This window comes from Spirosoma fluviale (genome assembly GCF_900230225.1).
In the GTDB taxonomy this organism is placed as follows: domain Bacteria; phylum Bacteroidota; class Bacteroidia; order Cytophagales; family Spirosomataceae; genus Spirosoma; species Spirosoma fluviale.
This window is the reverse complement of the sequence record NZ_OCNH01000003.1, coordinates 925,047-940,793: the sequence shown is the minus strand read 5'-3', so window position 1 is coordinate 940,793 and position 15,747 is coordinate 925,047. Positions and strand designations below refer to the sequence as shown.

General features: G+C 55.4%; 10 protein-coding genes. All 10 read left to right on the top strand.

The features are described 5' to 3' along the window. The first annotated feature begins 13 nt into the window (after positions 1 to 13). The 10 genes from CRO74_RS19880 to CRO74_RS19835 all read left to right on the top strand — a co-directional run bounded on the left by CRO74_RS19880 (position 14) and on the right by CRO74_RS19835 (position 15,736). Complete coding sequence (locus tag CRO74_RS19880) at positions 14 to 1,549, top strand: SusD/RagB family nutrient-binding outer membrane lipoprotein (protein WP_097128169.1); 1,536 nt, start codon at positions 14 to 16, stop codon at positions 1,547 to 1,549. Between the two features lie 48 nt (positions 1,550 to 1,597). Next, positions 1,598 to 2,953: an enolase C-terminal domain-like protein gene (locus CRO74_RS19875; protein ID WP_097128168.1), complete on the top strand. Its 1,356-nt coding sequence runs from the start codon at positions 1,598 to 1,600 to the stop codon at positions 2,951 to 2,953. Between the two features lie 230 nt (positions 2,954 to 3,183). Next, on the top strand, positions 3,184 to 4,431 hold the full coding sequence (dgoD, locus tag CRO74_RS19870; RefSeq protein ID WP_097128167.1) for a galactonate dehydratase: 1,248 nt from the start codon (positions 3,184 to 3,186) through the stop codon (positions 4,429 to 4,431). Between the two features lie 70 nt (positions 4,432 to 4,501). Continuing rightward, positions 4,502 to 7,492 (top strand): SusC/RagA family TonB-linked outer membrane protein, encoded by a 2,991-nt coding sequence (locus CRO74_RS19865; protein WP_097128166.1) that lies wholly within the window; start codon positions 4,502 to 4,504, stop codon positions 7,490 to 7,492. A 21-nt stretch (positions 7,493 to 7,513) separates the two neighbouring features. Continuing rightward, positions 7,514 to 8,989, top strand: a complete 1,476-nt coding sequence (locus tag CRO74_RS19860; RefSeq protein WP_097128165.1) for a RagB/SusD family nutrient uptake outer membrane protein — start codon at positions 7,514 to 7,516, stop codon at positions 8,987 to 8,989. 166 nt (positions 8,990 to 9,155) lie between these two features. After that, entirely contained in the window at positions 9,156 to 10,142 is a 987-nt protein-coding gene (locus CRO74_RS19855) for a hypothetical protein (protein ID WP_097128164.1), read from the top strand. Positions 10,143 to 10,344: 202 nt separating this feature from the next. Further along, positions 10,345 to 12,603 (top strand): BamB-related PQQ repeat family beta-propellar protein, encoded by a 2,259-nt coding sequence (locus CRO74_RS19850; RefSeq protein ID WP_097128163.1) that lies wholly within the window; start codon positions 10,345 to 10,347, stop codon positions 12,601 to 12,603. Positions 12,604 to 12,625: 22 nt separating this feature from the next. Further along, positions 12,626 to 13,633 (top strand): 2-dehydro-3-deoxygalactonokinase, encoded by a 1,008-nt coding sequence (locus tag CRO74_RS19845; RefSeq protein ID WP_097128161.1) that lies wholly within the window; start codon positions 12,626 to 12,628, stop codon positions 13,631 to 13,633. After that, positions 13,630 to 14,277 (top strand): bifunctional 4-hydroxy-2-oxoglutarate aldolase/2-dehydro-3-deoxy-phosphogluconate aldolase, encoded by a 648-nt coding sequence (locus tag CRO74_RS19840; protein ID WP_097128159.1) that lies wholly within the window; start codon positions 13,630 to 13,632, stop codon positions 14,275 to 14,277. Before CRO74_RS19845 ends, CRO74_RS19840 begins: the two co-directional genes overlap by 4 nt. A 163-nt stretch (positions 14,278 to 14,440) precedes the next feature. Further along, positions 14,441 to 15,736 carry an MFS transporter gene (locus tag CRO74_RS19835; protein ID WP_097128158.1) on the top strand — a complete coding sequence of 432 codons (1,296 nt, stop codon included), beginning with the start codon at positions 14,441 to 14,443 and terminating at the stop codon, positions 15,734 to 15,736. The last annotated feature ends 11 nt before the right edge of the window (positions 15,737 to 15,747 follow it).

Below are 15,747 nucleotides of genomic sequence, written 5' to 3'. Positions count from 1 at the left end.
AACGACTGGAATCATGAAAACAAATCTCAAACATATACTTGCCCTAGTCCTTTCGCTGAGCCTGCTTTCAGGTTGCGACGAAGGGTTCACCGAACTGAACACAAACCGCGTAAACCCGACGGCGCTGGCCCCTTCGCTGGTGCTCAACAAAGCCATCATCAGCACCACTTACCTCGACGGATTTGGCACGCTGGGTATGCTGACGTACAACTTCGGCATTGTGCAACAGATCATTACGCCCTACGGCAGCTCGCTGTCGGGAGCCAACTACGATCAGATCAACGGGGGCAACACCCCGCTGGTTTGGGTCAATATGTACCGCAATGTATTGAAGCAGTTGATCGCCGTGCTGGACCAGACCAAGAGCGATCCCCTGCAAATCAATACCTACAACGCGGCCCGCATCTGGAAAGCGTACATCTTCATGATCCTGACCGACACCTACGGCGACATACCTTATTTCGAAGCGGGACAGGGTTACACGAATGAGATCATCTCGCCTAAATACGACGCTCAGCAGGCCATTTACAAGGATATCCTGAAGGAACTGGAGGAAGCATCGGCCGCCCTGACAACCACCCAACCCGCCGTTACCACCGATATTCTATACGGTGGCGACCCGGTAAAGTGGAAGAAACTGGGTTACTCGTTCATGCTTCGAGCGGCCATGCGGTTAACCAAAGTCGATCCCGCCACGGCACAGTCGTACGTAACGAAAGCGGTAACGGGGGGCGTGTTTCAATCCAACGCCGACAACTCGATTATCCGGCACACGGCCATTTACAACAACTACATTGCCAACCACTTAGCCGCCCGCGAAAAAACCAACTTCTACCTAGCGGCTCCGTTCGTCAATTACCTGAAAGATAATAACGACCCTCGGCTGCCCATTTTTGCCGTACGTTATGTAGGGGCCAAAGGTGGTCAGGAGCAGGTAGCCGCCCGTGCCTCGTCTGACCCAAAGGTGCAAATCGGGATGCCGATGGGCTACAACGACGTATCCATTACATCGACACTGGCCCAAAATGGAGTAGCCAGCCTGTGGGATTATAGCCAGGTCAACCTGAGCACGGTCTTGAAACTGGACGCGCCCGAGTTTCACATTACCTATTCGCAGGTGCAGCTCCTGCTGGCCGAAGCCGCCGTTCGGGGCTGGGTGACAGGTACGGCGGCCGACTATTACGCCAAAGGTATCCGGGCTAATCTCGAACAGATGGCATCCTACGGATCACCCGTTCCGGAGGCCGATATAAAGGTGTATCTGGATACACACCCGCTGGACGCGGCCAAAGCGCTGGAGCTGATCAACACCCAATATTGGGTCGCTACCTTCCTGGATGGCAACGAGTCTTTCGCCAATTTCCGGCGCTCTGGCTTCCCCGCGCTAAAGAAAAACCCCTACCCCGGCTCCGAAGTAAAGGGCGACTTCATCCGGCGTATGCCCTATCCGGACAGCGAGATCGTCGTCAACTCAGCAAACCTGAACGAAGCTATCACCCGGCAGGGGCCAAACACGCTGGATACGCGGGTGTGGTGGGATAAGAAGTAGTCCCCCAAAACATCAGACTTACAACCTATTAACCTTTCTTTTTCTCACATGAATAAACCTGACCAAAGTCGTCGCGACACGTTAAAAATGCTGGGTTTCGGCTCATCGGCCGGACTGTTAAGCCTGTTTGGCGGCATCTCCACCGCCGAAGCCCGCGAACAACAGGGAACTCCGCAGTATGCCAAAGGGCTGGCACCCATCAAGATCAAAAGCGTAAAAGCTATTGCCACCGCGCCCCAGGGTTCGAACCTGATTGTGGTGAAGGTCGAAACCACTGAACCCGGCCTGTATGGGCTTGGTTGTGCCACCTTCACCCAACGGGCGGCCACTGTCATCGTCGCTGTTAATACCTACCTCAATGAGTTTTGCGTGGGGAAAGACGTCGACAATATCGAAGACATGTGGCAGGCGGCTTATGTGAGTTCGTACTGGCGGAACGGACCAGTACTCAACAATGCGCTTTCCGGTCTCGACCAGGCGCTGTGGGATATTAAAGGCAAACGCGCCAACATGCCGGTTTATCAACTGCTGGGCGGCAAGGTGCGCTTTGCTATTCCCTGCTACACCCACGCGGGCGGCAACACGCCGGAGGCAGCCGCCGATAGTGTCAAGAAGTTCATGGAACAGGGCTTCAAGTACATCCGTATTCAGCAGGGCGGCTACGGAGCGGTGGGCGCCACCGCCGATAAGCCCGACTTTAAAGTCGCCAATTTTGGGGGTGAGACCGACAATTACATGAACGAACGGCTTTACCTGAAGTCGGTCCCCAAGATGTTTGAGGTGGTTCGCAAGCAGTGCGGGGATGAGGTCGAGTTGCTCCACGACATTCATGAGCGCGTTCAGCCCATCGACGCCATCAACATGATCAAGCAGGTAGAGGAGTACCGGCCTTTCTTCATCGAAGACCCCTTTTCGCCGGAGAACATGAAATGGTTCGCTAACCTCCGCCAGGCTACGTCGGTGCCCATCGCCATGGGTGAACTGTTCAACAACATCAACGAGTTTAAAGAGCCGATGGTCAACCAGTGGTTCGACTTTATCCGGATACACGTGTCCCAGATCGGGGGGATCACCCCGGCCATGAAGGTAGCGCGGCTGGGCGAGTGGTTCAACATCCGCACCGCCTGGCACGGACCGGGCGATGTGTCGCCGGTGGGACACTCGGCCCACGCGCACATCGACCTGGCTGTATGGAACTTCGGCATTCAGGAAGCGGTGCAGTTTTCGGAGAAGACGCAGGCCGTTTTCAGCGGTTGCCCCACGATGAACAAGGGGTACATGTCAGTCAACGAAGTACCGGGTTTGGGTGTCGACATCAACGAAAAGGAAGCCGCCAAATACCCGATCAGTACCAAGTCGAACTGGCAGGTGCGCAAGATGGATGGGACGATTATCAGGCCGTAAGTTGGTGGAGTGGATGTCGGTTTAAGCACCCGACAAGCGGGGTTTCTTAAAACCTTGTGTCATCAGTTGGAAGGTCCCATTTCACCACCCCCCAACCCCCTCCTTGAAAAAAGGAGGGGGCTAGGACAAGGGCATCCCTTTACAAAACCCCCTCCTTTTTTCAAGGAGGGGGTTGGGCCGGGCGGCCGGTGCCGGTGGTCTTTTCTGTAACTCTCATACCCTAAACCCAAATGAAATCATCAAACAAAAAACCCGGCATGTCCCGCCGGTCGGCCATCCAGTCGGTGCTGGGCGTGACGGGCGTAGCGGCCCTGAAGCTTCCGCAATCGTCCTATGCCGCTAGTCCGGGCCATTTTGCCGATTACAGTAAAGTGAAGATTACGAAGCTGGAAACCTTTCTGGTCAAGCCCCGCTGGATCTTCCTGAAAATCCATACCGACGTGGGCGTTGTGGGGCTGGGCGAACCGTTGCTGGAAGGCCGGGCGCTGACCATCCAAACGGCCATTAAAGAAGTGGAGCCGTATCTGATCGGCAAAGACCCGCGCCACATTGTTCACCATTGGCAGGCTATTTACCGTCATGCCTTCTACCGGGGTGGCCCCATCCTGACCAGTGCCCTCAGCGGTATCGACCAGGCCTTGTGGGACATCAAAGGAAAACTGCTGAACGTGCCGGTCTATGAGCTTCTCGGCGGCCCCACCCGCGACCGGGTGCGTGTCTATGGACGGGCCAGTTCGGGCGAGGATATCAAAAAACGGAAGGCCGAAGGGTACACCGTCATTAAAACGGGTGTCTTCAAAAAAGACCCGGCCAACATCGTTGAAAACCCACGATTCGTCCGAAATGCGATCAACAATTTCGCTGAACTACGGCAGGCAGGGGGCGACGATATGGACATTGCTATCGACTTCCACGGCAGTATTCCACCCCAAACGGCCAAGATTCTGATCAAGGAGCTGGAGCGCTACCAGCCCATGTTCGTAGAGGAACCCTGCCAGGCGCAGAACGTCGACATACTGGCCGACATTGCGCGGGGCACTCATCTGCCCATTGCCGCCGGGGAGCGGATTTTCACCAAATGGGGCTTCCGCGAATTGCTGGAAAAGAAAGCCGTCAGCATCGTCCAACCCGACCTTTGCCACGCGGGCGGTATTACGGAAGGTCGACTGATTGCGGGCATGGCCGAAGCGTATTACGTTCCCATTGCCCCGCACAACCCGATGGGCCCGATCTCGCTGGCTGTAGGTCTGCAACTGGCCGCCAGTGTACCGAATTTCCTGGTACAGGAACAAGTGTCGCTGGGCGAAGGCTACTTAAAGAACCCCTTCAAATTACAGAAAGACGGCACGGTCATGATCCCACAAGGTCCCGGTCTGGGCGTCGAACTGGACGAGGCCCAAATGAAAGACAAGATTGGTCACGACTGGAAAAACCCGGAGTCGTACAATGCGCTCGACGGCTCTGTAGTGGACTGGTAGTCAAAAAATTAACATAAGACAACAAATACCAATACCCTTAATTTCCTCCTACTCAATCAATTTTTCTCTTATGAAAAACCATGTAAAACTTTTCTTTTTTCTGCTGCTTTTGTGCCGGGGCTATGCCTTCGCGCAGAACGCCAGAATCACGGGTATCGTCATCGGCCCGGACAATCAGGGACTGCCGGGTGTTAACGTTCAGGTGAGCGGCAGCACGTTGGGTACGGCCACCGACGCGACGGGTAGTTTTACCCTGAATGCACCGGGCAATGGGAAGCTGGTGTTTTCGAACATTGGCTACGTGAGTCAGACCGTAGCGATTGACGGACGCCAGGTGGTCAACGTTCAACTGGCTGAAGACCAGAAAACGCTGAGCGAGGTGGTCGTGGTTGGCTATGGTACACAACGCAAAACAGACGTTACCGGCGCGTTGACGGCTATCTCCACCAAGGAATTTGCCCAGCAGCCCGTTACGCGCATCGATCAGGTGTTGCAGGGCCGCGCGGCCGGGGTACAGGTGACCCAGGCAACGGGAGCGCCCGGTGGCGATGCCCGCATCCGGATTCGGGGGGCCAACTCGGTGCTGGGGAGCAACAACCCGCTGTACGTGGTGGATGGTTTTGTGGGGGCGGACTTTAACTTCATAAACCCCAGCGATATTGAAACCCTTCAGGTGTTGAAAGATGCAGCTTCGACCTCGATTTACGGGAGTCGCGGGGCGAATGGGGTTGTCATTATTACGACAAAAAAAGGGGCCAAGGGAATCAAAGTAAATTACGAAGGACAGGGCAGCGTCTCCAGTGTGATCAAAACCTACGACGTGTTGCCCGCCGGTGAATTCGCCGAAATTGTGAATGCCCGCGCCACGGCAACCGGCTCCAATCTCCCCTTTACCACCGACCAGATCGCCCAGTTCAAACAAAACGGCGGCACCGACTGGCAGGACCTCGTTTTCCGAACGGGCAGCGGACAGCAGCACCAGATCACCGTATCGGGCGGTGGCGATAAAACGACGTTTTTAATCTCCGGCAACTACGTCAACCAGAACGGGATTGTGGAAAACAGCGGCTTCAAACGCTATATTCTGCGTACCAACCTGAATACACAGATCAACGACAAGCTTTCCCTCCGGCTGAATTTGTGGGGTACCAAATCCAGAAACCACAACACCAACGGGGGAGGTGCCATTATTCAGTCGGTGGCGTGGGCACCCACAACCCCGGCTTACGGTGCCGACGGGCAGCCTACCTTTATCGACCCCATTGGCTCGGTGTACCGGAACCCAATTGACTACCTCTACGACCAGGCGGCTGATCTGGACCGGTCGTCCATCAACGTCAACGGTGGCTTGAATTACAAGCTTCCCATCAAAGGGCTTACGCTGGACTTGCAGTACGCCGTCAACTACCTGAACGCTCAGAACCTGAACTTTTCGGGTCAACGGCTTTCCAATAATAACCCAAGTGCCAGCCGCTTTTCATCCGAGCAGGTGACCTTGCAGAATACGAACTCGCTGAACTATACGGTGGCCTTTGGCAACCACTCCATCAATGCGGTGGCGGTGCTGGAAACGCAGCAGTTCACGGACAACAACTTTACGGCCACCGCTACGGGGCTTCGTTTTCCGCAACTGGGCTACAACAACATTGGCGGCAACTCGGCGGCTTCGGTAGGCTCCGGCTTTCAGAAATGGACGCTGCTCTCGCTGTTGGGCCGGGTGAATTACGCCTACAAAGACAAGTATCTGGTTACGGCGGCCGTTCGGCAGGATGGCTCGTCGAAGTTCAGCCCCGAGAACCGGAACAGCGTTTTCCCCTCGCTGGCGCTGGGCTGGCGATTGTCGGAAGAGGAGTTCATCAAGAAAATGAACGTGTTCAGTAACCTCAAACTTCGCGGAAGCTGGGGCATGACGGGCAGTCAGGCCATCAATCCCTACGCTACGCTGTCGCCCTACAACACCACCTTCGTGGCCTTCAACAACACGGCGGCTGTGGCGGGGGTGATTCAGGGCAACCAAGGCAACCGAAATCTCAAATGGGAAACCACCAAACAGACCGACGTTGGTCTGGAGATGGAATTCTTCAGCGGACGCCTGCGCTTCGAAGCCGATTACTTCAAGAAAAACACGACCGATCTGCTGCTGAATGTCGCTTTACCAAGTTATGCCGGTGGCGGTACGCAGACCCGCAACGTGGGCGAAATCGAGAACAAAGGAGTTGAATTATCGCTTGGCGGAACGCCCTTCGACAAAGGCGGCTTCCGTTGGGAAACGAACCTGAACTTCTCGACGCTGAAAAATCAGGTCATCAGCCTGGGTGGACTACCCCGGCTGGGTACCGGTACCGGCGTGGGCGCGGGTATGTCGACCACCAATGAGTTCATGCTGATGCCCGGCCAACCCCTCGGTTCGTACTGGGGACTCAATTACCTCGGCACGTTCAAGCCCAACGAAGCGGATCTGGCCGCCCGATTCGGCCGTGTTCCCGGCGACCCGCATTACCAGGACCTCAACGGCGACAACTCTATTACCACCGACGACTTCCAGATCATCGGTCGGGCGTTCCCGAAAGCAACCGGCGGCTGGAACAACACCTTCAGCTACAAAGGCCTGACATTGAACGTCTTCTTCAACGGCGTATTCGGTGTAGACAAGCTCAATTACACGCGGGCGGCTGCGCTTTCGGGTGCGGGCGATGCGCGTCAGTTCATCCTGGCTGAAGTTCGGGATTACTACCGGCCGGGCAACGAAACCTCCGACGTGCCCGCCTTTACGAGAACCTACCAGCCGTTCACCCAGTCCAGTCGATTCCTGGAAGATGGCAGTTTCGTCCGGCTCAAGAACGTGAGCCTGTCGTACAATCTACCCGCGTCGGTGCTCCGCAACAAGGCCAATGCGCGGGTGTTCTTCAGCGCCACAAACCTGCTGACCATCACGAAATACAAAGGCCCGGACCCGGAATCGAGCAGCGTTGGCTCCGCAACGGACACGGCTATTGGTATCGACTACGGCTCTTATCCTAACTCAAAAACATACACCATCGGCCTGAACCTCGGTTTTTAAGCCCATAAACTCTTCGCTGACATGAAAAAGCTATTGATCTGTTTACTCGCTGCCTCGCTGGCAATGGGCTGCAAAAATTACCTCAATGAGGATACCACCGGCCTGCTCTACGGCCCCAACGTACTGTCTACGCAGGACGGGCTGGAATCGGCTCTGACGGGTGCCTACAAAGGTCTGGGCTCCCAGTGGTCGTACGGATTCATTCACCCGTCGGCCAATGGGGCTGTGCTCGGGGCGGATGACGTGACCACCCACCCGGCCAGTAACAAAGCCGACTGGCGGGAGTTCGACCAGTTCAACGTGTCGACCACCAACCAGCGGTCGGGGGCCGTGTATAATGGCTGTTACAAGGCCATCCAGGGGGCCAACAACGTCATCAATAATTACACAAAAACGGTGGGCACCAAGGCAACGATTGACATTATTGCGGGTGAAGCCTACTTTATCCGGGGTTTTTCATACTACTGGCTGACGCGCTTTTACGGCAATATTCCGCTCATTACGGCGGGTGAGTATTCGGACAGTTTGCTGACTATCAAAAGGTCGACGGTGGCGCAGGTGTATGATCTGATCGTGTCTGATCTGAAGAAAGCCGAAACGATGCTTCCCAACACCCGGCGCGATCCGGGTCGGCCAAATGCAGGATCGGCGAAGGCTTTTCTGGCGGATGCATACCTGACGATGGCGGGCTGGCCGTTGAAGCAAACCGACAAATATGATCTGGCAGCGGCCAAAGCCAAAGAGGTCATCGACAACCGCGCCCTGTACGGTTTTCAGTTGATGCCCACCTTTGCCGCCGTCTTCGAAAACGACCCGGCGGTGGCCATCATCCCCGAATCGGTCTATCAGATCAGTGGCTTTGCGGCCGGTAGCGGCACGGCAAATGCGACCTACGGCAACACGGCCATGCCGGGCGAAGAAGGCGGCTGGGATGATATGTTTGCCGAGCTAAATTTCTTCAACGCCTTCCCCGCAGGGCCACGGAAGGACAAAACGTTTCGTACCCAGTTCGGCCTTGGTGCCACCACCATTCCGTGGCAGCAGAGCCTGACCCGGCACCCGTACTACCAGAAGTGGTACATCAAAGGCAACATCGTAACGTCGAGTATTTCGCTGCCCTCCGTCATGATGCGCTACCCGCACGTGCTGACCATCTATGCCGAAGCCAAAGCGCGCGGCACCGGTGGCCCCGACCAGGCGGCTTACGATGCCCTCAATCAGGTGCGGTTGCGGGGACGGGCCGCCGGAACGAAAGCCCTATCCTCCGCCGACGGACTGACCGCCAGCCAGTTTGCCGACGCCGTGGTCGAGGAGCGGGCGTGGGAGTTCGCCTGTGAGCGTACCCGCTGGTTCGACTTGGTCCGGCTCGAACGGGTAGAAGCCGCTAACGCGGCCAAAAGCCCCGAAGACCTGCAACCCATCAAGGCGATTACAAAAGCCAATTACTGGTTCCCGCTGCCGTACAGCGACACGTCGCTGAATCCGAATTTGAATTAAGTGAAGTGGTGGAGTAGGAAATAGTGGAGTAAGTGAAAATGGTGGAGTGAGTGAAAGTACATAAACTGGCACAACTCACTCACCACTTCCACTCATTACACTTACTCCCACTCACTCCACCACTTTCACTCACTCCACCTACTCCACCTACTCCACCCTACCCCACATGACCAACCTGAAACGAATCCTCCTCCCCGCTTTCACCCTAATCGGCCTAAGCAGCAGCATGACCTTACCCCTGGCCGACTGGCCGCAGGCTGACTTGTCGAATGGCGTCATCCAGACGACGCTCTATCTGCCGGATGAACAGCAGGGGTACTATCAGGGGACCCGCTTCGACTGGTCGGGGGCATTCAAGAGCCTGACCTACAACGGCCATACCTTCGTGGATCAATGGTTCGAGAACTACGACCCGAAGATGCACGACGCCATCAACGGCCCCGCCGAAGAGTTTACGCCCCTTGGTTACACCGATGCCAAACCCGGTGATACCTTCGTGAAGATTGGCGTAGGCACTCTGCGCAAATCCACCGACAAGCCCTATACCTTTGCCACTTATTACGAAGTGGCCGACCACGGCAAATGGACGGTCAAACGGCACAAAGACCGCATCGACTTTACGCACGAGTTGACCGATGCAGGGGGCTACGGGTATCGGTATCGAAAAACGGTAAGGCTCACAAAAGGAAAGCCGGAACTGGTACTGGAACACACCCTCAAAAACACGGGAAAGCTGCCCATCAAGACGAGCGTGTACGACCATAATTTCTTCATCATCGACAAAGAGCCTACCGGCCCCGGCATCGAAATTCTGTTCCCCTATGCCGTAAAGGCCGAAGGAAAAGGGTTCGGGAGTGTCATTTTGCCGCAGGGCAACCGGTTCGTGTATGCCCGTGATCTGGAGAAAAAAGAAAATGTGTATACGGCGGGCGTTCAGGGTTTCGGCCCCACCGCTACCGATTACGACATCCGCATCGAGAATCAGAAAACGGGCGCGGGTATCCACATCACCAGCGATCAACCCATGGAAAAACTGGTTTACTGGGCCTGTGCCACCACCTCCTGCCCGGAGCCGTACATCCGGCTGGAAGCAGCGCCCGGAAAGGAAGTGACCTGGAAAATACGGTACGAATTTTATGAGAAAGCGAAGTAGAGCTAACGCTGTATCGAAAGGTTTACATGACGTCTCAACTCAGCCGAAACAGGCCTGTGTATCAGGCAGCATCCCTGCTGTCTGGCCGTTAGGCAAAAAGTACCTCTAGCTAGCCAGATCGAAATGGGGTAAGTAGTCCATTTTAGCCTGACGGCCAGACAGCAGAGATGCTGTCTGATACATAAATACATTCAACAAATCCATGAATAGATTCCTGAAACCCCTATTCAGTCTGCTCATTCTGGGAAGTTTTGTCTCCCTGAAAGACGACACAAAGCCAGTAAACCAGTCGCCACCCAACGACGACTGGCCAACTTATGGCGGCAATAATGCCGGAAACCGCTACTCGAAACTATCTCAGATCAATACGCAGACTGTAAAGAACCTGAAGCTGGCCTGGAGCTACGATACCGGCGACAACAAAGATACCTCGCAGCGGGGGATGGACATTCAGTGCCAGCCTATCGTGGTCAAAGGCGTGCTGTATGGAACCTCGCCCCGGCTGAAACTCTTTGCCGTCGATGCTGCTACGGGCAAACAACACTGGCAATTCGACCCTTTCGCCGACCCTGATTCAAAACCCCGGTTTCACCCGATGCGCGGGGTGATGTACTGGGAAGATGGCGACGACAAACGGGTTCTCTACACTGTTGGCTCGTTCCTGTACGCGGTAAACGCAACGACGGGAAAGCTGGTCGAAAGTTTTGGCAAGCAGGGCAAGGTCGATCTGCACGAAGGTCTGGGCGATAAAGAAACCATCGGTCATGACGTGGCGAACCTGTCCATCCGGGTCACCACACCCGGCGTCATTTACAAGGATTTACTAATTACCGGTTCGGCCGTAAGCGAAGGGGGCGATGCTCCTCCGGGTTACATCCGGGCGTTCAATGTGCGCAGTGGCAAGCTCGAATGGGTCTTTCACACGATTCCACTGCCCGGCGAGTACGGCTACGAAACCTGGGCAAAAGATTCGTACAAAAAGCTGGGCGGGGCCAACTGCTGGGCTGGTATGGTGCTGGACGAAAAGCGTGGGGTCGTTTACGCCGGTACAGGCTCGCCTTCGGTCGACTTTTACGGGGGTGCGCGGGAAGGTCAGAATCTCTTTGCCAACTGCGTAATTGCCCTGAACGCCACCACCGGCAAACGAATCTGGCATTTCCAGACCGTACACCACGACTTATGGGACCGTGATCTACCCTGCCCGCCCAACCTCATGACGGTGAAGCACACCGGACCCGACGGTCGGACCCGGCTGGTCGACGCGGTGGCGCAGGCGACCAAAGACGGCTATGTGTTTGTCCTCGACCGGGATACGGGCAAGCCGCTGTTTCCCGTGAAGGAAGTTCCCGTCATGACATCGCCCGCTTTACCCGGCGAAAAGCCCTGGCCAACGCAGCCAGTCCCGATTAAACCGGCTCCGTTTGTCCGGCAGGAACTGACCGAAAACGAGATAACGACCCGCACGCCCGAAGCCCACGCCTACGTACTGGACCGCTACCGAAACAGCCGGCACGGGAGCAAATACATGCCGCCCAGCATCGAAGGCACCTTGTATTACGGCTTCGGGGGCGGGGCCGAATGGGGAGGCAATGCCGCCGACCCCGATGGGATTCTGTACCAAAACGCCAATACCATGCTTTGGTGGCTCAAAATGCGCGATGTTCGGGCGAAGACCGATGGCGTAGCCTTCACGCGGGGCGGAAGTTTATTCAACACGAACTGTGCCGCCTGCCATGCTGCGGGTGAAAAGTCGGGGGGAGCGAGCCAGACGGCGCAGGCTTACCCTAATTTAACGGATGTTGGCAAACGGCTTACCAAAGAACAGATCGCATCTATTCTGGTAACCGGCCGGGGCCGGATGCCCTCCTTCGGGCACCTCTCCACCGACGACCGGGAAGCCATTATCCGGTTCCTGCTGAAACAGGATGCCAAACCTGTACCCAAGGCGGCAGTGGCAACGGCTTCTGCGGCCAATGACCTGCACAGCTCCGTGGTAAAAACGCCGACGGCCGAGGGTGCCGATTTTCCGTACAGTCCGCCCTACCTGAACAACGGCAACACCCAGTTTCGCGATCAGGACAATTACCCGGCCATTAAACCGCCCTGGGGAACGCTCAACGCCATTAACCTGAACACCGGCGAATACCTTTGGCAGGTACCGCTGGGTGAATACCCGGAACTGACAAAAAAAGGCATCCCGCCAACGGGTACCGAGAACCACGGCGGCCCCATAGTCACGGCAGGTGGTCTGGTCTTCATTGCGGCCACGTACGACGAAAAGATTCGGGCCTTCGACAAAAAAACCGGCAAAATCGTGTGGGACTATAAATTGCCCGCCGGTGGATTTGCCACGCCCATCACGTACATGGTCAACGGAAAACAATATATTGTCATTGCTGCGGGCGGAACCCGCTACGGACTCAAGCCCGGTGGCTCGTATGTAGCATTTGCATTGCCGTAAGTCGTACAAAAATGAAGAAGTAATGAAAAACTATCTATTAGGGTGTGATTGGGGGACGTCCTCTTTTCGACTACGGCTCATAGACAGCTCAAACCATCAACTTATTGGGGAAATCACATCGCAGGAAGGAATTGCCAACACCTTCACGGCCTGGAAAGCCATTGGCGATGGCGCAACGTTGCCCAGAGAACAGTTTTTCCGACACCAGCTAAAACGACACATCAACCAGTTATCGACCAAAGTGTCCATCAAGCTGAATGGTATTCCCATCGTCATTTCAGGCATGGCGTCGTCGTCTATCGGCATGGCCGAAGTCCCCTACGCGACCCTGCCCTTTCCAGTCGATGGCAGCCTGTCGAGCACAAAGCGTCTGCTGAAACAGGCTGATTTTCCGCACGATATCACGCTGATTTCGGGGGTTCGGACGGAGCACGATGTGATGCGGGGCGAGGAAACACAGCTGATCGGGTTACTGGCGCTGCTGGACACCGGGCACGTAGCCGCCGACGCGTCGATTCTGATCTTTCCGGGCACCCACTCGAAACATATCTACATACAGAATCAGCAGGTAATCGATTTTCAGACGTTCATGACGGGCGAAGTCTTTAACCTCATGGCGCATTACAGCATCCTGAAAGATTCGATAGCGCCAGCGGAGTTGAGTACATTCACGAACGATCAACTCGATGCGTTCAAATTGGGCGTCAACGAATCGGATTCGTCGTCCATTCTCAACAGCCTGTTCAGAGTCCGGACCAATCAATTATTTGGCTTGCTCAATAAGCCTGACAATACACTTTATCTAAGCGGCTTATTGATCGGTGCCGAACTCAAAACACTCCTTGACCAGCCGCAATGGCAGTTGATCCTGTGCAGTGGCAACAACCTGTATGAGTTGTATAAACTGGCGATGGAAGAATTACAGTTAAGCGATCGCACCACAACCATTTCGTCTGATTTAATCGACAAAGCAACCATTGCCGGGCAGGTAAAAATAGTCCAAAACCAACTAGTAACCTTACCTAAATGAGTCAGAAACCCTTCTCCTGGGAGTTATTTGCCAAAGCACCCGTAGTCGGCATTATCCGGGGTCTTCAACCCGACGATATTCACCACATTATGCCCGTTTACCGGGAAGCCGGACTAACGACGATCGAGGTGACGATGAATACCGACTACGCCGAAACCATCATCCAGAATGCCGTGAAATACTACAGCGAGGGCCTGAACATCGGTGCTGGAACGGTCTGCACACTCGATGATCTGGACAAAGCGCTGGCTGCCGGGGCTCAGTTTATCGTCACACCCATCCTCGACAAGAAAGTCGTCAAAGCCTGTGTCAAGCGCGGTATACCCATTTTCCCGGGGGCGTTCACCCCGTCGGAAATCTATAAAGCGTGGTCGCTGGGTGCGTCGATGGTCAAGATTTACCCAGCCACCTCACTCGGCCCCGATTATGTGAAAGACCTGAAAGCCCCCCTAAACCAACTCAAGCTAATGCCCACCGGCGGTATCAGTCTGGAGAACATGGACGCGTACTTCAAAGCCGGAGCCGACGGTCTGGGCATCGGCAGCCACCTGTTCGACAAGGCACTCATCCAGCAGAAAGACTGGGAGGGGTTGAAAAGGCACCTTCAGGATTTTGTCGAACGCATGAAGCAGGCAAGGTTATAGACGCTGGCGCGGGCATTTGCCCGTGCCGTTTTATTTAGCAAGCCGGTCCGGCGTCCCGGTTCGCTTGCGTCAGTGAATACTGACTTTATCAACAGGCACGAGTAAATACTCGCGCCAGCGCCATCAAACCCGCGCCAACTCATTAACCCTAAACCCTACCCCTGTGACTACCCCTAAAACCAATAATTACCGCTGGATCATCGTCGTTTTGTTGTTTACCGCGACGACCATTAACTACCTCGACCGGCAGATCATCGGCCTTCTGAAGCCCATTCTTGAGGTTGAATTTTCCTGGACCGAAACGCAGTTTGCCAACATCGTGATCGCCTTCACGGCCGCGTATGCCGTTGGGCTACTGGCCTTGGGCTGGTTCATCGACAAAGTCGGCACAAAGATAGGGTACGCCGTCACCATCGTGTGGTGGAGCGTGGCCGGCATGCTACACGCGCTGGCCCGCAGTGCATTTGGTTTTGGCCTGGCCCGCGTGGGGTTAGGGCTGGGCGAAGCGGGAAATTACCCAGCCGCCGTGAAGACCGTGGCCGAGTGGTTTCCGCAGAAAGAACGTGCCCTGGCAACGGGTCTGTTCAACGCGGGCACCAGTATTGGCGTAGTGGCGGCCCTGCTCATTGTCCCCTGGATACTGAATCATTATGGCTGGCAGGAAGTGTTCTGGATTACCGGCGCCCTGGGGTTCGTGTGGCTCATTTTTTGGCTGATCTTCTATGAAGTGCCTGCCCGACAGAAACGTCTTTCGGCAGCGGAGTACGAGTACATTGCCAGCGGTCAGGAAGTGGAAGCGGAAAAGAAGCTGCCCATCAAGTGGTTCAAGCTGTTTACCCTCCCGCAAACCTGGGCGCTCATCACCGGCAAAGGGCTCATCGACCCTATTTACTGGTTTTTTCTGTTCTGGCTCCCCTCCTATTTCTCGTCGACCTTTAAGCTGGACCTCAAGAAGCCAAGTCTGGAACTAATGCTCATCTATCTCGCCACCACCGTGGGCAGCATTGGTGGCGGGTATTTATCGTCGTGGCTCATCAAACGCGGCTGGCCTACGCTGAAAGCCCGAAAAACCGTCCTGATCATCTTTGCCGGGTTGGAATTATCCATTATCCTTGCTCAATTTGCGACGGATGTCTGGGTCGCAGTGGGGCTGATTAGTCTGGCGGTGGCCGTTCACCAGGCCTGGGCCACCAACGTCTTTACAATGGCTTCCGACCTGTTTCCGAAACAAGCGGTCAGTTCGGCCGTTGGTATAGCGGGGATGGCCGGAGCGGTGGGCGGCATTTTCTTCCCAATGCTGGTGGGTCGTTTGCTGGACACCTACAAAGCAGCCGGGAATCTGTCGGGAGGGTATAATATACTGTTCACCATCTGTGGCTTTACGTATCTGACCGCCTGGGTCATCATCCATCTGCTTACCCGAAAACCCAAACTAGTCGATATTAGCCAACTGACTTGATTTTTTGTCAT